Below are 21,265 nucleotides of genomic sequence, written 5' to 3'. Positions count from 1 at the left end.
GCTGCGGGTTCGCAGGGTTAATCCGGGTCAGCCGGGTATCCGTGCGGTCCAACGAAAAGGGGGAGGGAAACATGTTGGGTCTCAAGCGCCTCGGACTGCTCGCCGCCCTGGTGGTGGCGGGGCTGGCGCCCGCGGCGGCGGCTCAGGCCGCACAGCCGTCGACGCAGGACAGCCAGTACCTGCAGGCGCTGCACCAGGTGAACCTCGCGGAGATCGAATCCGGGAACCTGGCGCAGCAGAAGGGTCAGAACCAGCAGGTCAAGGACCTGGGTGCCCAGTTCGTGACGGACCACACCCAGCTCGACCAGACGGTGCAGGACACCGCGCAGCAGCTCAACGTCAAGCTGCCGGGTGCCCCGACCGCCGACCAGCAGAAGGTCGTCAACAAGCTGAAGAAGCTCAGCGGCGCCGAGTTCGACAAGGCGTGGGTGACCGCCGAGCTGGCGGGTCACGTCCAGGCCATCCAGGCCACCCAGACGGAGATCTCGCAGGGCACCGAGCAGTCGGTGGTCCAGCTGGCCCAGAACGCCCTGCCGGTGCTCCAGGCGCACTACGACGCGCTGGTGGCCCTGGCCCAGACCCTCGGCGTCCCGGTCCCGCAGACCAGCGCCAGCGGCACGCCCAGCCCGGGCGCGACCACCACGACGCCCGCTCCGGGCGGCAGCAGCGAGGCCCCGACGCCGGGCGGCACCTTCGAGTCGCCGACCCCGGAGAACACCGAGACGCCGGCCCCGAGCGTGAGCTGACGTCGCGACACCCCAGGCGGTAGCCAGTCCACCCGACCGGTGGGCTGGCTACCACCGTCGTGGCGTCGCAGGGCCGCGGCGGCGCGGGTCGGGTCAGTCGGTGCCGGCCAGCCCGATCGCGAACGCCTCCTCCAGGTCGTGCTGCGAGTAGGCCCGGAAGGCGATGTGCGACTCGGTGTTGATCACGCCGGGCACCTTGGAGATGCTGCCGGCGATGACCTGGGCGATCTGGTCGAACTCCCGCACCCGCACGATGGCGATCAGGTCGACGTGCCCGGCCACCGAGTAGACCTCGCTCACCCCGGGCAGGGCCGCCAGGTTCTCGGCCACCTCGGGGATCGAGTCGGTGGCGCAGTCGATCAGGACGATCGCGGTGATCACTGGTCTGCCCTTCGTCGCGCGTGCACGCCACGCCGGTGGTGGCGTCGACGACCATCGTAGGCCCGTCCGACCGATCCTGGGCAGCGGTGGGGCGTGACCCGTCGGCGGCACCTGCGCCGGCTACTCTCCGCGATCGTCGTGAGGGCTCTCGCGGGCGCGGACTTGTCTCACTCTGCGCTACCGCCCTCCGCCCCCGGCCGACATCTCCCGCCTCCTTTGCTCTGCACCCACGGGCGCAACACCGCGTGGAGCTGCGTGAATGCGTGGCCGTGAGGTGGGGGGCGACGGTGACCCGATCACGTCGGGCGACCGATGCGTGGATGGGTGCAGAGCAAAGGGGACGGAAACAGCGGGTGGGGTCGGCGAGGCCCCCGATCACGATCCGTCACGCACTCGGGCGGGGCCGGAGACCGCAGCCGACCAAAGCGGGCCGGGGCAGGCCGAGGCGGACCGGGGCGGACCGGGGCGGGTCGGGTCGGGGCGGGGGACCCGAGCCGGCCGGGGTGGGCCAGGGCTCAGCGGGGCTCCGCCGCGACGGTCAGGCCCCCGGCGACGCGGACCACCCCGGTCAGGTGCTCCCCGGCGGCCACCTCCGCGCCCGGCCAGAGCACCGACCGGGTCACCTCGCCCCGCACGGTCGCCCCCGCGCCCACCACCGCCTCCCGGCAGCGGCCGGTGACCGAAGCGGTCGGGTCGACCAGGTTGCCGCCGCCCGCCGCGTGCAGGTTGGCCGCCAGGTAGTCGGCGGGCGTGCCGGTGTCGTAGAAGGTGCCGGCGTAGGGCACGACGGTCAGCGCCCCGGCCGCCTCGGCCGGCCGCCACACCGCCCGGACCAGGTCGCCCGGCTCTGCCGTGAGGCCCCGCACCAGCCGCCACGGCAGCAGCGAGAAGCCGGTGAAGCGGTGGCCCGAGAAGGTGCCGGGGGCGGCCGGGTCGTCGGCGGGCTGGCCGAGCAGGCGTACGGTCTCGCCGTCCCAGCCGGCGAGCAGCGCGGCGACGTCCGGCCCCGGGCCGGCCGCCGGGTCGGCGAGGTACGCGTCGGCGTTGCCGACCAGCACGCCCCGGCCGGCGATCCAGTCCCGCAGGTTGCCCACCCCGCCGGCCGTGCCGAGCGGGGCGCCCGGCTCGACCGAGAGGTGGGCCCGGTCGCCGACGTGCGCGACGACCTGGTCGCCGAGGTAGCAGGCGTTCACCGCCACCCGGGCCGGGCCGGCGAGGCCGAGCCCGGCGAGCCGGGCCAACGCCCGGTCGAGCAGCGGCACGTTGCCCACCGGGCAGAGCGCCTTCGGCAGCCGTGCGGTGAGCGGACGCAGCCGGGTCCCCTCGCCGGCGGCGAGCACCACCGCGCAGACCTCCGGCGCGCCGGCCGGGCCCACCGAGCGCCCCGGCGCGCCGGCCGGGCCCACCGAGCGCCCCGGCGCGCCGGCCGGGCCCACCGAGCGCCCCGGCGCGCCGGCCGCCGGGGTGGTCACGCCGCCGGCCCGGGCGGGGCCTCGCTGGCGCGCGGCCCGATGCCGTAGCGGCCCAGCAGGTTCGCCGTGGCGCGGCTCAGCCTCGGCAGGTCGTCCAGCGGGTGCCAGGCGGCCTCGAAGACCTCGGCGCCGTCGACCGTCAGCTTCGTCGTCGACGCCGGCACCTCCGCCTCGAAGACGACGTCCACCCAGCCCTTCGCGTGCACCACGGCGTTCGGCACCGCCGGGCGCAGCCGGTCGGGGGAGAGCCGGACCCCGGACTCCTCGAACAGCTCGCGGGCCGCGCCGACGACCGGCTCCTCGCCGCGTTGCAGCAGGCCCGCCGGCAGTGTCCAGCTGTGGCCGGGGGGCTGGCGCAGCAGCAGCAGGCGGCCGGGGCCGTCGGCCTCGGCGTCGCGGACCAGGGTGACCGCCCCGACGATGTACTTCGGTGTGGCGAGCCGGACCAGCCGGCGGCGCACCGACACGGGCAGTCGGTAGAAGACCTGATAGGCGAAGGCCCGTCCGGTGGCTCGGGAGCGGGGGATCATCGCCTAAGGCTAGTGGCCGGCGTCGGGCGGGTCGGGCACCGGGGGCGGAAGCGTCACTGGCGGTGGTCGACCAGGTCGATGAGCTGCCGGACCACCGCGTCCGGTTCGAGGGCCCGGTCGAAGACCGCCACCAGCAGGGTCTCCAGGTCGGGGTAGCCCAGCTCCTCCGACAGCCGCAGCAGCGGCAGGTCGTTGGCCAGCCCCCGGTCGTGCTTGCGCAGCGCCAGCCCGATCGTGGCCCGGCCGAGGCGGACCTTGTCGGCGATCGAGATGCCCGGCTCGGTGTGCTCGGCGAACCAGCGGTTGATCTGCATCTGCGCGTGCGGGGACTTGACGAAGCCGAGCCACTCCCGGCGGGGGCCCCGCGGGGCGACGTCCGCCTCGAAGCCGGACTCCGCATCGGACTCGGTGAAGATCTCCACCACGTCGCCCTCCTCCAGCTCGGAGGAGAGCGGGGCGAGCCGGCCGTTGATCCGGGCCGCCAGGCAGCGGTCGCCCCGGTCGGGGCCCAGCTCGTAGGCCACGTCGACCGGGGTGGCCCCCGCCGGCAGCACCACCTGCCGCCCCTCGACGACGACCTGGATCTGCGCCTCGGCCAGGTCGCAGCGCAGCGACTCCAGGAACTGCGCCGGGTCGGGGGCCTCCTGCTCCCAGTCGAGCACCCGGCGCAGCCAGTCGAGCTGCTCGGCCTGCCCGGCGGCCCCGGCGGGGCGTGGGAAGCGGAAGTCGGCGGCGATGCCGTACTCGGCGGCGCGGTGCATCTCCTCGGTGCGGATCAGCACCTCGACGGTGCGGTCCTTCGGCCCGCAGACGCTCGTGTGCAGGGACCGGTAGAGGTTGTTCTTCGGGGAGGCGATGAAGTCCTTGAACCGGCCCGGCACGGGCCGCCAGAGGCCGTGCACCGCGCCGAGGGCGGCGTAACAGTCGGTCGCCGGCCCGTCCACGACGATCACGATCCGGGGCAGGTCGAACGGGACGCCGTGCCCGCCGGCGACGGTGTCCTTCCAGATCGAGTAGAGGTGCCGGGGGCGGGGGGAGACCTGGGCGTCGACGCGGCTGCGGCGCAGCGCCACCTTCGCCTTGGCGACCACGTCGTCGAGGTATGCCGACCAGCCGGGCCGGTCGTGCACGAACCGCGCGATGCGGGCGTGCTCCTCGGGCTCCAGGTGCAGCAGCACCACGTCGTCCAGCTCGCGTTTGAGGGTCTGGATGCCGAGCCGGTCGCAGAGCGGGACCAGCACCTCCAGCGTCTTGCGGGCGATCCGCTCCCGCGACGCGGCCGAGCGCACCCCGAGGGTGCGCATGTTGTGCAGCCGGTCGGCCAGCTTGATGATCAGGACCCGGACGTCCTTGCCGGCCGCGACGATCATCTTGCGGGTGGTCTCCGCCTCGGCGGCCTTGCCGTAGAACGCCTTGTCGAACTTGGTCACCCCGTCGACCAGGTGGGCCACCTCGCCGCCGAAGTCCTCCGCGAGGGCCTGGAGGGTGTAGCGGGTGTCCTCCACCGTGTCGTGCAGCAGCGCGGCCACCAGCGTGGTGGCGTCCATGCCCAGCTCGGCGCAGATCTGGGCGACCGCGAGCGGGTGGGTGATGTACGGCTCGCCGCTCTTGCGGAACTGGCCGCGGTGCATGTTCTCCGCGATCGTGTACGCCCGGCGCAGCACCGACGCCTCGGTGCTCGGATGGATGCCCCGGTGCGTGCGGATCAGGTGGGTGACCGGGTCTGTCTCACCGGTGGGCCAGCTCAGCAGCGACCGCAGCCGGCGGGCCAGGGGCAGGTCGCCCGGCTGGGTCGGGAGCGCGCCCCCCAGGGCGGCGCCGTGTCCGGCGTCGACGTCCACGAGGGACACCTCCTCACCCCGGCCCCTCGGTCGCCGGGCACGGCGACGGGAGCAGGCCCACGAAACGGGCAGTACTGCACTTCCTTAACAGCCTAAGCGAGTCGGGGTCGTCCGATCGGTCACTTGGTCATGGGCGTTCGGTCGAGAGTTGGTGGGATGCGGCGGTCTCGATCTTACTGAGCAGGTCACGGAAGCGGGCCGCTCCGGCGGCCGGGGACGCCCAGCCGGAGGACATCTCCACCAACCGGGTCTCGGGTCGCTCCAACCAGGACAGGATGCGCTCGGACTCCTCGGCGGAGGCCCGGGGCACCGGGCCGGGGCCGGGCGGCACCGTCTCGGCGGTCGCCCGGATCAGCTCGATCGTCGGTCGCGGGTGGACGCCCGGCGGGGAGACCCCGGCCCCGGCCAGCCGGCCGTGCCGGACCAGGGCCAGCTCCCAGCCGCCCCGGGCGGCCGGCCGGGCGGCGGCCAGCTCGGCGATCCCGGCCAGCGCGGTCAACCGTTGCATCCGGACGGTGGCCCGCAGCACCGCCGCGAGCCGGGCCCGCACCACCGCCGCCTCCTCGTAGCGCTGGTCGGCCGCCAGCGCCCCGATCCGGGCCAGCAGGGCGTGCACCACGGACCCCGGGTCGGTGGCGGTGGCCGCGCGGAACGGGTCGACGGCGCGGGCCGCGTACTCCTCCGGGGTGATCCGGTGCTCGCAGGGCGCCGGGCAGCGGCCCAGCTCGGCCAGCGCGCACGCCGGGGTGACCGTGCGCAGCGACAACCGGTGGGTGCACTGGCGCAGCGGGAGCGCGTCGTGGAAGCCGGCGGCGGCCAGCTCCGCCGCCCGTCGGGAGCCGAACGGGCCGAGGTAGGCCTCGTCGCCGTCGGCCAGCGACCGCACCACCGACAGCCGGGGGTAGGGCCCGTCGGTGAGCTTGAGCCAGACCATCCGCTCGGGGAACTTCGACCGCCGGTTGTACGGCGGCGCGTGCGCGCCGATCAGCCGCAGCTCGCGCACCTCGGCCTCCAGCGAGTGGGCGCACTCGACCGCCTCCACCCGCTCGGCGGCGGCCAGCATCTCCGACATCCGGGCCCGCTTCTCGGCGGCCGTGAAGTAGCTGCGCACCCGGGTGGCGATGTCGCCGGAGGTGCCGACGTAGAGCGGCCGGTCGTCGGCGGCCCGGAAGATGTAGACGCCGGGGGCCTTCGGCAGCCCGTCGGCGAGGTGGCGCTTGCGCCGCTGCGTCGGGGTGACCGCCCGGGCGAACTCGATCGCCTCCCCGACGGTGTCGACCCGGTGTCCGCCGAGGCGCGCGATGAGGCCGTGCAGCACGTCGACGGTGGCCTTGGCGTCGTCGAGCGCCCGGTGGGTGGGCCGGGTGGCCGTGCGGAAGTAGGCCGACAGGGTGCCCAGCTTGCGGTTGGGCACCTCGTCGCGGCTGAGCACCCGCCGGGCCAGCGCCGCCGTGTCCAGCACCCGGGGGTTGGGCCAGCGGTAGCCGTGCCGGGCGCAGGCGGCCTTGAGGAAACCGACGTCGTACGGCGCGTTGTGGGCGACCAGCACCGCGTCGGCGACGAACTCCAGGAAGCTCGGCAGCACCTGCTCGATCGGCGGCGCGGGGACCAGCATGGCCTGGGTGATCCCGGTCAGCACGGTGATGAACGGCGGGATCGGCACGCCCGGGTTGACCAGGGTGGCCAGCACGCCCAGCTCCTCGCCGCCGCGCACCTTCACCGCGCCGATCTCGGTGATGCCGCCGCCGTCCGGCGCGCCGCCGGTGGTCTCCAGGTCGACCACCACGAACGTCGTCGCGTGCAGCGGCAACGCCGGATCCACGCCACCGCCCGCCGCCTGGCCCAGCCCGGCGAGCGCCTGCTGGACGTACTCCGCTCCGCCCACCCCGGGCACGGTAGACCCCCGGTCCGACACTCGTGTCACAACAGTCCCAGGGGCCACCCCTGGGGCTAGGATGAGAGATCAGCTCACTCACCGGGCGGTGGGCCCGGTCGCGGTGGGAGACTTGCCACATGCCCCTCACCGAGCCGCACGACGACAGCCTCCCGCAGGAGGAGTCGGTCGACGCTGCGCGCCACCCCGGTGAGGAGGCCCCGGCCGCACGGGGGAGCGCTCCGCCCGCGCCGACGACGACGGCGGCCGGGTTCGGGCCGGGGGCCGAGCCGACGACGGCGGACCCGGTGGCCGAGCCGGAGCCCGGGGCAGAGCCCGAGCCGGAGCCGGAGCCGGAGTCCGAGTCCGAGCCAGCTTCGGAGTCCGAGCCCGAGCCAGCTTCGGAGTCCGAGCCAGAGTCGGAGTCCGAGCCGGAGCCGATGCTGCCGGAGCCCGTGCGGCAGCGGATCGTGGCGCTCACCGCCGCCGTCCTGCCGGTCCTGCCCGGCGACGAGGTGCCCGTGCCGCTGCGCCGGGTGGCCAAGTTCGCGCCCAACCGGCGGGCGCGGCTGGGCGCGCCGATGATCGCCGCCCAGCTCGCCGCCGACCCGCTGTTCCGGCAACGGATCACCGCCCGGGTGCTCGCCGACTCCGGCGACCTCGGGGCCGCCGTGGTCGCCGGCACCGCCCCGGCCGCAGCCGACCCGGTCGAGGTCGCCGCCCTGGCCTACCTCGCCCGGCCCCGGGGCTGGCGGGCGTTGATCGACGTCAGCGGCGCGGCGGTGCGCGCCGAGGCGGACCGGGCCGTCGTCGACGAGCTGGTCCGCGAGGCCGAGCAGCGCGCCACCCGGGCCGAGCACGACCGGGCCGTGGCCCGGGTCGAGGCCGACAAGCTCCGCGACGAGCTGGCCCGGGTCCGCGACGAGCTCGGCCAGCTCCGCGAGGAGAACCGGCAGCTCGCCCGCACGCTGCGCGAGGCGCAGGCCCGGGAGCGCCGGGCCGCCGAGCTGCTGGCCACCGAGCGGGGCCGGGCCACCCGCGCCGCGACCGAGGCGGACGCCGAGCTGCGCCGCGCCCGGGCCCGGCTGGCCGAGGCCGAGGCGGCGGCCGGGGTGGCCCGCGCCAGCGCCAAGGAGGCCCGCTCCGTCGACGACGCGAAGCTCTGGCTGCTGCTGGAGACGATCGGGCAGGCCGCCGTCGGGCTGCGCCGCGAGCTGGCGCTCGACCCGGTCGACCGGTTCCCCGCCGACTTCGTGGCCGACGCCTTCGCCGACCAACCGAGCGCCACCCCGGCCGGCGCGGCCACCCGCGCCCGGGACACCGACGACCCCGCCCGGCTCGACCAGCTGCTCGCGCTGCCGAAGGCGCACCTGGTGGTGGACGGCTACAACGTGACGAAGCGGGGCTTCGGCGAGATGTCGCTGGAGCAGCAACGCAAGCGGCTGATCACCGGGCTGGGCGGGATCGCGGCGCAGACCGGCGACGAGGTCACGGTGGTCTTCGACGGCGCGGAGCGGATGCACGGCCTGCCGCCGACGCCGCGCGGCGTCCGGGTGCTCTTCTCCCGCAAGGGGGAGACCGCCGACGAGCTGATCCGCCGGCTGGTCCGCGCCGAACCGGCCGGCCGCCCGGTCGTCGTGGTCTCCTCCGACCGCGAGGTCGCCGACGGGGTACGCCGGCACGGCGCCTACCCGCTCGGGGCCGACTCGCTGCTGCGTCGCCTCGCCCGGTCCTGACCGGCCACGCCGCGTAGCGCCCGCCGGGTCGGGCCCGCCATGTCGGCGACATGGCGGGGTCGCGGACATGCCGATACCGCCATGTCCCCGGCATGACGACGTGACCACCCCGGTCGGCCCCGCCGCCGCCGGCAATAGGATGAGCGCTCACGGCGGGAGGAGCGACGGATGGGGCGCGCACGAGGCGAGCGCGGGGTGGCCCGGTGACGCCGCGCGGCTGGGCGGTGCTCACCCTCGCCGGGCTCACCGTCGCGCTCCTCGTCGCCGTCGCCCTGCTCGTGCCCTGGCACCGGCCGCCCGCCCCGCGCGCCGACCAGCTCGCCGCCCTGCGGGACCTCCCGGCCGAACAGGTCGCCCGGGCCCGCGCCTTCCGTGGCGCGCTGCGCCCCGGCGGCTGGGCCGCCCTCGCCGTGGGCCTGCTGGTGGCCCTGGCGGTCGGCCTGACCCCGCTGGGCGGTCGCCTGGTGGAGCTGGCAGCCCGCCCGTTCGGCGGCCACTGGGTCGCCCAGGCCGTGCTCGGCGGGCTCGCCGTGCTGCTGGTCGCCGACCTGCTCACCCTGCCGTTCGCCGCCTGGCGGCAGACGGTCCTCACCCGCTACGGGCTGAGCACCCAGGGCTGGGCCGGCTGGACGGCCGACCTGCTCAAGTCGTACGCCGTCAGCGCCGTGATCGGCGCGCTCGCCCTGCTCGGCTTCTACACCGTCGTCCGGCTCGCCCCGCGCTGGTGGTGGGCCTTCGGCGCGGCCGGCGCCGCCGGGCTGGTGGTGCTGCTGTCGTTCGTGCTGCCGGTGCTGGTGGAGCCGGTGTTCAACCGGTTCACCCCGATGGAGCAGGGCCCGCTGCGCACCGAGCTGACGGCCCTGGCGGCCCGCGACGGGGTGCCGGTGCGCGACGTGCTCGTCGCCGACGCGTCCCGACGCACCCGCGCCGTCAACGCGTACGTCTCCGGGCTCGGGCCGACCCGCCGGGTCGTCGTCTACGACACGCTGCTGCGCGAGGCGACCCCGGCCGAGGTGACCAGCGTCGTCGCGCACGAGCTGGGGCACGCCAAGGACCGCGACGTCTGGACGGGCACGCTCACCGGGGCGCTGGGCGCCGCGCTGGGCGTGGTCGTGCTCTACCTGCTCGGCTCCGCCGGCCCGCTGCTGCGCCTGGCCGGCGTCGACTCGATCGCCGAGCCGCGCGCGTTCCCGCTGCTGCTGGCGCTGGTCACGGTGGCGGGCCTGGTGACCGCCCCGGCCCAGGCGCTGGTGTCCCGCCGGGTCGAGGCGCGGGCCGACGCGCACGCCCTGGCCCTCACCGGCGACCCGGCCACCTTCGAGGCGATGCAGCGCCGCCTGGCCGGGGTGAACCTGGCCGACCCCGACCCGCCCCGCTGGGAGTACCTCTACTCGGCGTCGCACCCGTCCACGGTCGAGCGGATGGCCGCCGCCCGCGCCTACGCCAGGGAGACCGGCAGATGAGCCGCACGCTGCTGATCACCAACGACTTCCCGCCCCGCCCGGGCGGCATCCAGTCCTTCGTGCACAACCTCGCCGTGCGCCAGCCCACCGGCTCCGTGGTGGTCTACGCCTCCAGCTGGCGGGGGGCCGAGAAGTTCGACGCGGACCAGCCGTTCGAGGTGGTCCGGGAACGCACCAAGGTGCTGCTGCCCACCCCGCTGATCGCCCGCCGGGCCGCCCGGCTGGCCCGCCGGCACGACTGCGACACCGTCTGGTTCGGGGCGGCGGCCCCGCTCGGGCTGCTCGCCGCCGGGCTGCGCCGCCGCGCCGGGGTCCGCCGGGTGGTCGCCCTGACCCACGGGCACGAGGTGGGGTGGGCGGCGCTGCCCGTGGCCCGCGCGGCGCTGCGCCGGATCGGCCGCGGCGCGGACGTGGTCACCTACCTGGGCGAGTACACCCGGGTCCGGCTGGAGCGGGCGCTGCACGGGCTGACCGAGCTGCACCGGCTGGCCCCCGGGGTCGACGTCGACACGTACCATCCGGAGGTCGACGGCGGGCCGGTGCGGGCCCGGCTCGGCCTCGCGGACCGGCCGGTCGTGGTCTGCGTCTCCCGCCTGGTGCCGCGCAAGGGCCAGGACATGCTGATCCGGGCCCTGCCGGAGATCCGCCGCCGGGTGCCCGACGCGGCGCTGCTGGTCGTCGGCGGCGGCCCCTACCGGGGCGACCTGGAGAAGCTGGCCCGGCAGGCCGGCGTCGAGCGGGACGTCGTCTTCACCGGCTCGGTGCCCACGGCGGAGCTGCCGGCCCACTACGCCGCCGGCGACGTCTACGCGATGCCCTGCCGCACCCGCAACCGGGGCCTCGACGTCGAGGGCCTCGGCATCGTCTACCTGGAGGCGTCGGCGACCGGGCTGCCGGTGGTGGCCGGCGACTCCGGCGGCGCGCCGGACGCCGTCCGCGAGGGCGAGACGGGATACGTGGTCCCCGGCCGCGACGTCGCCCAGCTCGCCGACCGGGTGGCCACCCTGCTCGCCGACCGGGACCTGGCCCGGCAGCTCGGCGCGGCGGGCCGGGCGTGGGTGGAGCGGGAGTGGCGCTGGGAGACCCAGGCCGCCCGGCTGGCCGCCCTCCTCGCCGGCTGACCGCGCCGCCTCAGCCGGCGGCGGACAGGCGCTCCAGCAGCCGCGCGGCGGGCTCCGGCCTGCCGAAGTGCCAGCCCTGGGCGGCGTCGCAGCCGATGGCCCGCAGCCGGTCGGCCTGCCCCTCGGTCTCGACCCCCTCGGCCGTCACGGTGAGGTTCAGCGCGCGCGCCAGCGAGACCAGGGAGGCGAGGATCCGCTCGTCGGTGCGGCTCGCCGGGTCGTCCGCCGGGGCGCGCAGCCCCGCCACGAACTCCCCGGCGATCTTCAGCTCGGTCACCGGCAGGTCCCGCAGGTACGTCAGGTTGCAGTAGCCGGTGCCGAAGTCGTCGATGGCGATCCGCACGCCCATGTCGGCAAGCACCCGCAGGGCGCGCACCGGCTCCTCCACCGCGCTCATCATGGTGCTCTCGGTGACCTCCAGCTGGAGCCGCTCGGGCGGCAGGCCGGTGCGGTCGAGCACCTCGCGCACCTCCCGCACCAGCCCGGGACGGTGCACCTGGCGGACCGCCAGGTTGACGCTGACGAACGGCGCGGCGGCGCCGAACGACGACCAGGTCGCCGCCTCCCGGCACGCCTCGGCGAGCACCCAGCTGCCCAGCGGCACGATCAGCCCGGTCTCCTCGGCCAACTCGATGAACGTGCCCGGGTAGAGCTTGCCCAGCTCGGGGTGCCGCCAGCGGACCAGCGCCTCCACGCCGAGCACCCGGCCGTCGCGCAGGGACGTCAGCGGCTGGTAGTCGAGGTGGAACTCGCCCCGGTCGAGGGCCGCCGGTATCGCCGCGGACAGGGCGTACCGGGCCAGCTCGCGGCGGCTGCGCTCGACGTCGAACAGCGACCAGCGCGCGCCGCCGTCGGCCTTGGCCCAGTGCAGCGTGGCGTCGGCGGCCCGCATCAGGTCGACCGGGGTGGTGCCGGCCACCGGGCGCTCGACGATGCCGATGCTCGCCGACACCGTCAGCTCGTGCCCGTCGACCAGGGCCGGCTCGCTGACCGCCGCGAGCGCCGTCTCGGCCACCTTCACCACGTCGTCGGTGCCCGCCGTGCGTTCGACCAGGATGACGAACTCGTCGCCGCCGAGGCGGGCGACCAGGTGCTCGCCGAGCGCGCGGCGCAGCCGGTCGGCCACCGACACCAGCAGCATGTCGCCGACCTGGTGGCCGAGGGAGTCGTTGACCACCTTGAAGCGGTCCAGGTCGAGGAAGCACACCCCGACCCGGTCCGCGCCCCGGCCGGGGGAGTCGATCGCGGCGGCCAGCCGCTCGGTGAACAGCGTGCGGTTGGGCAGGTCGGTCAGCGGGTCGTGGGTGGCCTGGTGGCGGAACCGGGCCTCGCTGTCGCGCAGGGCCCGCTCGGCCTCCGCGCGGGCCACCATCGCGGCCCGGCGGATCGACTCCTGCTCGTCGAGCGTCCGGTCCCGCAGCGCGCGGGCGTAGCCGGTCGCCACGGTGGCCAGCAGCCGGGCCATCCGGTCCTCGGCGTCCTCGGTGACCAGCCCCAGGTCGCGCAGCAGCCGGAGCTGGATGACCTCGATGGTCCGGCCCAGGCCCTCGGCGGAGGCGATGTGCGCCGCCACCAGCTCGGCGCCGACCTGGTGGCCGACCCGCACGTCGAACGGCTCGGACACCAGCGCCTCGGCCAGCCGCCCGGTGAGCCGGTGCAGCAGCGCCTCCAGCTGGGCCTGCGTCATCGGCAGGTAGCTGGTGCCGGAGACCGCCTTCGCCCAGGCCCGGGCGAACACGCTCGGGCAGCTGGCGGGAACCCCCGGACCGCAGGCGTGGCCGTCGGGGGCTGACGGGCCGGACGTGCCGTCGGAGTGCTCACCCACCGAGCCGCCCGACGCCACCCATGAAGACCGCCTTCTCGGCGTCCTCGGCGCTCTCCGGGGTCTCGGGCCGCCACTGCGGCACCCAGACGACGCCCGGGTCGACCAGCCCGAAGCCGTCGAAGAGGGCGGTCAGCTCCCGCCGGCTGCGGATGACCAGCGGGTTGTCGGTGCGCTGGTAGACCGCCTCGGCCTCCTCGCGTTCCCCGGTGTCGCGCCGGTCGTCGTCGCTGGCCTGGGACATCACCAGGTAGCTGCCCGGGGCGAGCGCCGCCCGCAGGGTCCGCAGGATCTCGTCGGGGCGGTCCTCGTCGGGCACGAAGTGCAGCACCGCCACGATCATCACCGCGACCGGCTGGGAGAAGTCGAGCATCCGGGTGACCTCGGGGTGGGCCAGGATCCGCTCCGGGTGGCGCAGGTCTTCCTGGAGGACGGCCGCCCGGTCGTTGCCGCTGAGGATCTCCCGGCTGTGCGCCACGGCCACCGGGTCGACGTCGACGTAGACCACCCGGGACTCCGGGGCGATCCGCTGGGCGATCTCGTGCACGTTGCCGACGGTCGGGATGCCGGAGCCGATGTCGAGGAACTGGCGGATGCCCGCCTCGGCGAGGAACTGCACCGCCCGGCGCAGGAACGCCCGGTTGGCCTGGGCCATCAGCGGGGCCTCGGGCACCGCGTCGACCATCGCCCGCGCGGCGGCCCGGTCGGCGGCGAAGTTGTGCGAGCCGCCGAGATAGTAGTCGTACATGCGGGCCACGCTGGGACGCTCGATGTCGATCGTGTCGGGTGCCCAGTCCGGCCGCTGCATGCCCTACCCCTTATGTCAACGACGCGGGACACGCCGCCCGCGCGGGTCACCCGCGTATTCTGCCCCGCCTGCGGGGCAGGTGACCAGAGAGGGCCGCCGTCGCCCCGTCTGCCCGGCCGGAGGGTCCCGTTGACCGGACCCGCCGGCCGTCGCGCAAACCCCCCGGCCGGTGGCCGCCGGCCGGGCGGGACGGCGTCAGAACTTCGGGGCGTCGGGGGCTTCGAGCAGGCCGAGCCGCAGGGCCGTCATCAGCGCCTGCGCCCGGTTGGCCGCGCCCAGCTTCTCGTAGAGCTTCGAGATGTGGGTCTTGGCCGTCGACTCGCTGACGAAGAGCTGCTTGGCGATGCCGGCCACGCTCATCCCGTCGGCGAGCAGCCGCAGCACCTGACCCTCGCGGGGGGAGAGCTGCGGGCCGGACGGCGCGAGCCGCCGCTTCATCGCCTCGGCCAGGTCGGCGGCCGTGAACGCGCTCGGCGAGGAGGCGGCGTGCCGGGCGGCGGCCACGACCTCGTCAGCCGGGGCCGTCTTCGGCACGAACGCGCTCGCGCCGGCCTCCAGCGCGCCGAAGAGCTGGTCGTCGCCCGCGTACATGGTGAGCACGACGATGCCCATCGACGCGCTGGACTTGCGGAGCGCGCGGGTGGCCTCCAGGCCACTGCCGTCGGGCAGCCGAAGGTCCATGATCACCACGTCGGGCTGGAGGGCGCCGGCCTGCCGGACCCCCTCCGCCGCCGTGGCGGCCTCACCGACGACCTCGAACTGCCGGTCCCGCTCGAAGGCGTGCCGCAGCCCCTTGCGGATCAGATCGTGATCGTCGACAAGGAGGACCTTGGTGCGGGTCGCCGGTGTCGGGCTTGTGGTCATCCTCGGGTTACTCCCCTTCTGCTGCTGCCGCCTTGCCGCGCACCCTATCGCGCCGGGGCGACGAACCGAGCACCACCGCCACGGTCGTGCCACTGGGCTGGCGCGGCCTGATCTCCAATCGGCCCCGGATACGTTCCGCTCTCTCGGCCATGATCGCAAGCCCGTAGTGACCGTCCGTGCGCTGGTCAGCGATGCCCTGACCGTCATCCGACACTTCAATTTGCGCGTACGGGGGGTCCACCTCGCAGGTGACCCACAGATTTGCGGCCCCGGCGTGCTTGCGGGCGTTGGTGACCGCCTCCTGCGCGATGCGCAACAGCTCGGCCTCGGTCGCGGCGGGCAGCCGCGCGGTGGACTCGTCCAGCGACAGGTGCACCCGCAGCCCGCCGGACGCCCCGACGGTGCGCGCGTACTCGGCGATGGCGGCGGCCAGCCCGCCGTGCCGGTCCACCTCGCTGCGCAGCTCGAACAGGCTCAGCCGCAGCTCGGTGATGACCCGGGTCACCTCGCCGCGCAGGGTGCGCAGCGCCTCGGCCGTCTCCTTCGGGTCCTCCTCCACGTACGCCAGGGCGTTGTCGATGCCGTACCCGACCATGACCAGCTCCTGGGCGACCCCGTCGTGGATCTCCCGGGCCAGCCGCTGCCGCTCCTCGTTGGTGGCCAGCGAACGCACCTCGTCGAACAGGAGCGCGGCCTCCAGCCGCAGCGCCGCCGGGCGGGTCAGCGCGGTCACCCGGGACACCACCGGCGGCGGGTACGCCTGCGCGACGTCCGCCTCCATCACCAGCATGCCGACCGTGCGGACCCCGGCGACCAGCGGCACGATCAGCGCCGAGACGTCGCCGCCGGTGTGCGAGCGGGCCTGCGAGCGGCTGGCGGTCTGCGGCTGCTGGCTGGCCCAGGCGTCGGCGATCGCCGAGTCGGCGTCGAGCGTGGTCTCCCAGTCGACCCGGTCCACGCCCACCTGGGCGAGCACCACCAGCCGGCCGCCGCCGCTGGCGGAGAGCACCGCCGCCCGCTCGGCCCGGGCCACGGTGCGCAGCTCCTCCAGCAGGTGCTCGGAGATGCCGCCCGGGTCGAGGGTCGCCCCCGGAAGCTGCCGGGCCACCGTGCGCAGCTGGGTCAGCAGCCGGGTCGCCTCCGCGTACGGCTGGGGCTTGCCCTCGCTGCGGACCCGGATCACCCGGTGCAGGGTGCCGGCGGTGTAGAGGCCCAGGCCGGCGAGGATCAGCCACTGGGCGCAGACCGCCAGGTAGCCCGGCTGGCCGAGCTGCCGTCCGCCGTCGACCTGGGTGAGGGCGGCGCTGGTCACCAGGGTGGCGGCGGTGACGGCGAGCAGCGCCGCGCCCTCGCGGAACCGGCGGCGCAGCGCGGTCACCGTCACCGGGACGGCGAGGTACGGCAGCACCGCCGACGCGCCGAGGCCGCCGATCGTGCCGTTGAGGGTGGTGACCGCGGCGACCTGGCTCGCGGCCAGCCCCAGCACCACCACCTCGGCGAAGCGGCTGAGCGGGCCGAGCAGCCGGTGCTGGGGGGCGAGCGCGGCGGGCAGCCCGGCGACGCCGAGCAGCGCGATCCACCAGAGCCGACCGGCGTCGTGGGTGGCGAAGAGGGTGAGGACGGCGACCAGCGCGAGCATCACCACGCGGGCGGCGGTGGCGAGCGGCTGCGTCGGCGGCCGGGCGGGTGTCGAGGAGTCGGGCACGTGACGGATCGTAGTCAGCGACGGTAGATCTCGGCGATCTCCGCCGCGTACGTGCTGTGCACGACCTGCCGCTTGACCTTCAGCGACGGGGTTAGCTCCCCGGTGGCCTCGGTGAAGTCGCGCGGCAGGATCCGGAACACCTTGATCGCCTCGGCCTTGGAGACGGACTGGTTGGCCTGGTCGACCGCGCCCTGCACCTCGGCGCGCAGCGCCTCGTCGTCGCGCAGCTCGTCGACGCCGGTGCCCTCGGGGCGGCCGTGGGCGGCCAGCCACTTCGGCAGCGCCTCCTCGTCGATGGTGACCAGCGCGGCGATGAACGGCTGCCGGTCGCCGACGACGACGCACTGGCTGATCAGGGGGTGCGCCCGGACCTGGTCCTCCAGCACCGCCGGGGCGACGTTCTTGCCGCCGGCGGTCACGATGATCTCCTTCTTGCGGCCGGTGATGCTCAGGAAGCCGTCGGCGTCGAGCTGGCCGAGGTCGCCGGTGCGGAACCAGCCGTCGGCGCTGAGCGCCTCGGCGGTGGCCCCGTCGTTGCGCCAGTAGCCCTGGAAGATCAGGTCGCCGGAGATCAGGATCTCGCCGTCGTCGGCGATCCGGATGGTCACGCCGGGCAGCGGCCGGCCGACGGTGCCGATCTTCGTGGCGCCGGGCAGGTTCGCGGCGGCGGCGGGGGAGGTCTCGGTCAGCCCGTACCCCTCGCAGATGGTCACCCCGATGCCCCGGAAGAAGTGCCCGAGCCGGGCCCCGAGCGGCGCGCCGCCGGAGATCGCGTCGCGGCACCGGCCGCCGAGGGCCGCCCGCAGCTTGCGGTAGACCAGCTTGTCGAAGACCGCGTGCTGGACGCGCAGCGCCACACCCGGCCCGTTCGGCGACTCCAGCGCCTCGCTGAAGGCCACCGCGACCTGCTCGGCCCGATCGAAGATCCGGCCCTTGCCGTCGGCCTCGGCCTTCTGCCGCGCCCCGTTGTAGACCTTCTCGAAGACCCGGGGCACCGACAGCACGAAGGTCGGGCGGAACTCCTGGAGCTCGGCGACCAGGTTCCTGGTGTCGGCGCAGTGCGCCATGGTGGCCCGCGCCTGCACCACGCCGATCTGGATGAGCCGGGCGAAGGCGTGCGCGAGGGGGAGGAACAGCAGGGTCGACGCGCCCGGCCGCAGGAAGAGGTTGGGCAGCACCGGCACGGCGTTGGCGATGTCGGCGTACATGTTGCGGTGGGTCAGCACGCAGCCCTTGGGGCGGCCGGTGGTGCCGCTGGTGTAGATGATGGTGGCGACGTCGTCGGCCTTGACCGCCGTGCGCCGCCGGTCGACCTCGACCGGGTCGACCGCGGCCCCGGCGGCGACCAGCTCGTCGACCGCGCCCAGCTCGATCTGCCACAGGTGGGCCAGCTCGGGGAGCCGGTCGCGGACGCCCTCGACGAGGGTGGCGTGGGCGGTCGTCTCGACCACGGCGGCGACCGCGCCGGAGTCGGCCAGGATCCAGGCGGCCTGCTCGGCGCTGGACGTCTCGTAGATCGGCACGGTGACCGCGCCGGCCGCCCAGATGGCGTAGTCGAACAGGGTCCACTCGTAGCGGGTGCGGCTCATCAGGCCGACCCGGTCGCCGGGGGAGATGCCGGCGGCGACCAGGCCCCGGGCCACCGCGACCACCTCGTCGCGGAACTGCCGGCAGGTCACCTCGACCCAGCCGGTGGCGGGCGCGACGGCGGGGCGGGCGAACTGGACGGCGTCCGGGGCGGTCTCGGCATTGTCCCAGACCGGGTCGGTGAGGCTGGCCGAGTCGCCGACGGTGACGATCGGCGGGACGGAGAACTCGCGCACCTGCACTCCCTCGTGCTCGCACTGGCCGGGCGGGCCGGGGCCCCGGAGGGGTCGGCTCTGTCGAAACCTACCCGCCCGACCAGGTGGGTGCGCCAGGCAGGTTGCCGGGTAGCCTCCCCCCATGGCGGACTCCTCCACCCAGTCGATCGTCGTGGGCGCGTCACCGGAGCGGGTGGCGGCGGTCATCTGCGACTTCGCGCGCTACCCCGAATGGACCGACGCGGTGCGCCGGACCGAGGTCGTGGAGGAGTACGAGGACGGCTACGCCAGCCAGGTCCGCTTCACCCTCGACGCCGGGGTGCTGGCCGACGAGTACGTGCTGGCCTACGAGTACGCCGAGGACATCTCCCGGATCGAGTGGCACCTGGTGGCGCCCTCGAAGATGCAGCGCTCCCAGCGCGGGTCGTACGACCTCGTCGGCAACCCCGACGGCACGACCACGGTGACCTACACCCTGGAGGTGGAGCTCTCCGTGGGCATGCTCGGCATGTTTCGCCGCAAGGCCGAGAAAATGATCATGGATGCGGCGTTGAAGCAGCTCAAGCGCCGGGTAGAAGACACCGGTGCGGCGCGGTGACGCGACCGGCTGCGGCACGCCCGGCACGGTAGAGGAGCCGACCATGGGAGGTACGGATCCGGGCTCGGCCCGGGAAGAGGCGGAGCGGCTGGTCGCCACGGTGATCGCGGCGGCGAGGCTGGCCGCCGCGGGCGCCGGATCGGGCGGCGGCTCCGGGGCGGGGCCGTGGGGTCCGCTCGGTGGGATCGTGTCCAGTGTCCTCGGTCACAGCGGGGGCGGCCCCGCGGCGGCCCGACCGGCGGGCGGCGGGCACGGCGGTTTCGCCACCGGTGCGGCCGAATGCTGCATCTGTCCGCTCTGCCGCGGTATCGCGGCGTTGCGCGACCCGAGTCCGGAATTCGCCGAGCGGCTCGCCACGGGGGCCGGCGATCTGGCCGCCGGGGTGGCCAGCCTGCTGCGCGCGTTCGCGTCGGCCGACGAGCCGGCCGCCGGTGGCACACCGCCCGCCGACACCGCCGCGCCGTCGCCCCGACCGGCGGCTGACCAGGCATCGGGCGATCATGTGTGGCGCGAGGCCACCCGCACCGGGCATGATTCTCACCCGGCGCCGGATGAGGACGTGTGGTCCGCCGCGACCCGGGGGGAGGGTCCGGGAGTTCCGGCCGCCGCCGTGCCGCCCGCCGACGACGCCGGGCCGGACGTGCCGGGGGCTCCCCGGCCGCCGGCCGGCCGACCCGTGGTGCCCGCGTCGCGGGCCCCCGGTGGCGCGGGAGGGGACGCACCAGGCGACGGGGCCTGACCACCGGACATCCCGTCCCACCGGCACGGCGGACCGCCGTGCCGGTGCCGGGCAGCACAGCAGAGGGGAGTGGCAGCGGTGACGCTGACCATCGGAGTCGACGTCGGTGGCACGAAGGTGGCCGGCGGTGTCGTCGACGACACCGGCAACGTACTCGTGCAGGCCCGACGGGACACCCCCGCCGACAACGTGGGCAAGACCCGCGACGTCATCATCGAGGTGGTCAGCGAACTCTCCGCCGGCCGGCAGATCGACGCCGTCGGCATCGGCGCGGCCGGCTGGATCGACGCCACCCGCTCCACCGTCCTCTTCGCGCCCAACCTGGCCTGGCGCGACGAGCCCCTGCGCGAGTACGTCAGCCGGGCCACCGGCCTGCCGGTGATCGTCGAGAACGACGGGAACGTCGCCGCCTGGGCCGAGTTCCGCTACGGCGCGGCCCGGCACGCCGACGACTCCATGGTCATGTTCACCATCGGCACCGGCGTCGGCGGCGGCATCGTGCTCGGCGGCGAGCTGGTGCGCGGCGCCCACGGCATCGCCGCCGAGCTGGGCCACATGCTCACCGTCCCCGACGGACACCAGTGCGGCTGCGGCCGGCTCGGCTGCATCGAGCAGTACGCCAGCGGCAGCGCCCTGGTGCGCTTCGCCCGCGCCGCCGCCCGCCAGGAGCCGCACCGGGCCGTCGCCCTGCTGGAGCTGGCCGGCGGCGAGGCCGAGGCGGTCACCGGCCCGATGGTGACCGCCGCCGCCCAGGGCGGCGACCCCGTCTCCGCCGAGGCGTTCGCGCAGGTCGGGCGCTGGCTCGGCACCAGCCTCGCCGACATGGCGCAGATCCTCGACCCGCAGGTCCTCGTCGTCGGCGGCGGCGTCGTCGAGGCGGGCGACCTGCTGCTCGGCCCGACCCGGCGCTCGTTCACCGACGCGCTGGCCCAGCGCAGCCGGCTCCCCGTCGCCGAGGTGCTCCCCGCCGAGCTGGGCAACACCGCCGGCGTGATCGGCGCCGCCGACCTGGCCCGCCGGCTGTAGGGGGCCGGGATGACGGAGACGGGCCGGGGGCCCGGGACCCCGGGCGGCGTGCCGCTGCGCGTCGTGTCGTACAACGTGCACAGCCAGCGCGACGACCAGGCCGCGCTGGCCGCGGTGGTCCGCGCGGCCGCCCCCGACGTGGTGATCGTGCAGGAGGCGCCCCGGCGGTTCCGGTGGCGGCAGAAGTGCGCGTCGCTGGCCGAGTCGTTCGGGCTGGTCGTCGCCGCCGGCGGCCTGCCGTCGCTGGGCAACCTGCTGCTGACCAGCCTGCGGGTGCGGGTGGCCGACACCCGCTGCCAGCGCTACCCGCTCACCCCGGGCCGGCACATGCGCGGGGCGGCGTACGCCGAATGCCGCGTCGGCGGCACCCGGTTCCTGCTGGCCGGCTCGCACCTGTCCACCGACCCGGCCGAGCGCCCCGCGCAGGCGGCGGCGTTCAAGCGGGAGCTGGCCGCCGCCGACCTGCCCGTGGTGGCCGCCGCCGACCTCAACGAGGGCCCGGACGGCCCGGCCTGGGCGACCGTCGGCGCGGGGCTGACCGACGCGGCGGTCGCGGCCGACCGCGCCGACCGGCTCACCTACTCGTGCGCCGACCCGCGCCGCCGCATCGACGCCGTCTTCGTCGACCCCCGGATCACCGTCGTCGACTACGACGTGGTCGACACGCCGCAGGCCCGCCGGGCCAGCGACCACTTCCCCGTCGTGGTCGACCTGCTGCTGCCCGCCGCCGGCTGACGC

The 21,265-nt window shown here is 75.5% G+C and carries 18 protein-coding genes; 8 read left to right on the top strand and 10 right to left on the bottom strand.

The genetic code is table 11. From position 1 onward, the window contains the following. The first annotated feature begins 71 nt into the window (after positions 1 to 71). Positions 72 to 746 carry a DUF4142 domain-containing protein gene (locus tag O7628_RS03465; RefSeq protein WP_278128271.1) on the top strand — a complete coding sequence of 225 codons (675 nt, stop codon included), beginning with the start codon at positions 72 to 74 and terminating at the stop codon, positions 744 to 746. Positions 747 to 839: 93 nt separating this feature from the next. On the opposite strand, the gene O7628_RS03460 is transcribed toward O7628_RS03465, so the two are convergent. The 5 genes from O7628_RS03460 to O7628_RS03440 form a co-directional block, all read right to left on the bottom strand. After that, positions 840 to 1,127, bottom strand: a complete 288-nt coding sequence (locus tag O7628_RS03460) for an Lrp/AsnC ligand binding domain-containing protein (protein WP_043967181.1) — start codon at positions 1,125 to 1,127, stop codon at positions 840 to 842. Positions 1,128 to 1,642: 515 nt separating this feature from the next. Continuing rightward, on the bottom strand, positions 1,643 to 2,503 hold the full coding sequence (locus tag O7628_RS03455; protein ID WP_278136197.1) for a sugar phosphate nucleotidyltransferase: 861 nt from the start codon (positions 2,501 to 2,503) through the stop codon (positions 1,643 to 1,645). Positions 2,504 to 2,595: 92 nt separating this feature from the next. After that, on the bottom strand, positions 2,596 to 3,129 hold the full coding sequence (locus O7628_RS03450; protein ID WP_278128269.1) for an NUDIX domain-containing protein: 534 nt from the start codon (positions 3,127 to 3,129) through the stop codon (positions 2,596 to 2,598). A gap of 53 nt (positions 3,130 to 3,182) precedes the next feature. Beyond that, positions 3,183 to 4,970: an HD domain-containing protein gene (locus tag O7628_RS03445; protein WP_278136196.1), complete on the bottom strand. Its 1,788-nt coding sequence runs from the start codon at positions 4,968 to 4,970 to the stop codon at positions 3,183 to 3,185. A gap of 127 nt (positions 4,971 to 5,097) precedes the next feature. Continuing rightward, complete coding sequence (locus O7628_RS03440) at positions 5,098 to 6,855, bottom strand: DEDD exonuclease domain-containing protein (RefSeq protein WP_278128268.1); 1,758 nt, start codon at positions 6,853 to 6,855, stop codon at positions 5,098 to 5,100. Positions 6,856 to 6,983: 128 nt separating this feature from the next. Between O7628_RS03440 and O7628_RS03435 the strand changes: the two genes are divergently transcribed. The 3 genes from O7628_RS03435 (at position 6,984) to O7628_RS03425 (ending at position 11,163) form a co-directional block, all read left to right on the top strand. Further along, a complete protein-coding gene (locus tag O7628_RS03435; RefSeq protein ID WP_278128267.1) occupies positions 6,984 to 8,579 on the top strand; it encodes an NYN domain-containing protein in 1,596 nt (531 codons plus the stop codon). A 203-nt stretch (positions 8,580 to 8,782) separates the two neighbouring features. Continuing rightward, entirely contained in the window at positions 8,783 to 10,042 is a 1,260-nt protein-coding gene (locus tag O7628_RS03430; protein ID WP_278128266.1) for a M48 family metallopeptidase, read from the top strand. Further along, on the top strand, positions 10,039 to 11,163 hold the full coding sequence (locus tag O7628_RS03425) for a glycosyltransferase family 4 protein (RefSeq protein ID WP_178065887.1): 1,125 nt from the start codon (positions 10,039 to 10,041) through the stop codon (positions 11,161 to 11,163). The genes O7628_RS03430 and O7628_RS03425 overlap by 4 nt, the downstream gene beginning before the upstream one ends. A gap of 10 nt (positions 11,164 to 11,173) precedes the next feature. Here O7628_RS03425 and O7628_RS03420 read toward each other — a convergent pair whose 3' ends face one another. From O7628_RS03420 to O7628_RS03400, 5 genes are all read right to left on the bottom strand, one after another. Continuing rightward, positions 11,174 to 12,850, bottom strand: a complete 1,677-nt coding sequence (locus O7628_RS03420) for a bifunctional diguanylate cyclase/phosphodiesterase (RefSeq protein ID WP_278136195.1) — start codon at positions 12,848 to 12,850, stop codon at positions 11,174 to 11,176. A 130-nt stretch (positions 12,851 to 12,980) separates the two neighbouring features. Continuing rightward, the gene (locus O7628_RS03415) at positions 12,981 to 13,793 is read right to left on the bottom strand and encodes an SAM-dependent methyltransferase (RefSeq protein ID WP_278128264.1); all 813 of its coding nucleotides are present in this window, start codon (positions 13,791 to 13,793) and stop codon (positions 12,981 to 12,983) included. 195 nt (positions 13,794 to 13,988) lie between these two features. Next, positions 13,989 to 14,657, bottom strand: a complete 669-nt coding sequence (locus O7628_RS03410; RefSeq protein WP_007072219.1) for a response regulator transcription factor — start codon at positions 14,655 to 14,657, stop codon at positions 13,989 to 13,991. Positions 14,658 to 14,664: 7 nt separating this feature from the next. Further along, positions 14,665 to 16,302, bottom strand: coding sequence for a GAF domain-containing sensor histidine kinase (locus O7628_RS03405; RefSeq protein ID WP_278136194.1), 1,638 nt, complete (start codon positions 16,300 to 16,302; stop codon positions 14,665 to 14,667). A 74-nt stretch (positions 16,303 to 16,376) separates the two neighbouring features. Continuing rightward, the gene (locus tag O7628_RS03400; RefSeq protein ID WP_278128262.1) at positions 16,377 to 18,185 is read right to left on the bottom strand and encodes an AMP-dependent synthetase/ligase; all 1,809 of its coding nucleotides are present in this window, start codon (positions 18,183 to 18,185) and stop codon (positions 16,377 to 16,379) included. 121 nt (positions 18,186 to 18,306) lie between these two features. On the opposite strand from O7628_RS03400, the gene O7628_RS03395 reads away from it, so the two are divergent. The 4 genes from O7628_RS03395 to O7628_RS03380 all read left to right on the top strand — a co-directional run bounded on the left by O7628_RS03395 (position 18,307) and on the right by O7628_RS03380 (position 21,262). Then, positions 18,307 to 18,762 (top strand): SRPBCC family protein, encoded by a 456-nt coding sequence (locus tag O7628_RS03395; protein ID WP_074474830.1) that lies wholly within the window; start codon positions 18,307 to 18,309, stop codon positions 18,760 to 18,762. A 43-nt stretch (positions 18,763 to 18,805) separates the two neighbouring features. Further along, positions 18,806 to 19,501 carry a hypothetical protein gene (locus O7628_RS03390; protein ID WP_278128259.1) on the top strand — a complete coding sequence of 232 codons (696 nt, stop codon included), beginning with the start codon at positions 18,806 to 18,808 and terminating at the stop codon, positions 19,499 to 19,501. A 69-nt stretch (positions 19,502 to 19,570) separates the two neighbouring features. Continuing rightward, on the top strand, positions 19,571 to 20,527 hold the full coding sequence (locus O7628_RS03385; RefSeq protein WP_176734855.1) for an ROK family glucokinase: 957 nt from the start codon (positions 19,571 to 19,573) through the stop codon (positions 20,525 to 20,527). A 9-nt stretch (positions 20,528 to 20,536) separates the two neighbouring features. After that, the gene (locus tag O7628_RS03380) at positions 20,537 to 21,262 is read left to right on the top strand and encodes an endonuclease/exonuclease/phosphatase family protein (RefSeq protein ID WP_278128257.1); all 726 of its coding nucleotides are present in this window, start codon (positions 20,537 to 20,539) and stop codon (positions 21,260 to 21,262) included. Positions 21,263 to 21,265: the final 3 nt, after the last annotated feature.

It is taken from the genome of Micromonospora sp. WMMD956 (assembly GCF_029626125.1).
GTDB classification, from domain to species: Bacteria; Actinomycetota; Actinomycetes; order Mycobacteriales; family Micromonosporaceae; genus Micromonospora; species Micromonospora carbonacea.
The sequence above is the reverse complement of the archived record's forward strand: the minus strand, read 5'-3'. Positions and strand labels throughout refer to the sequence as shown.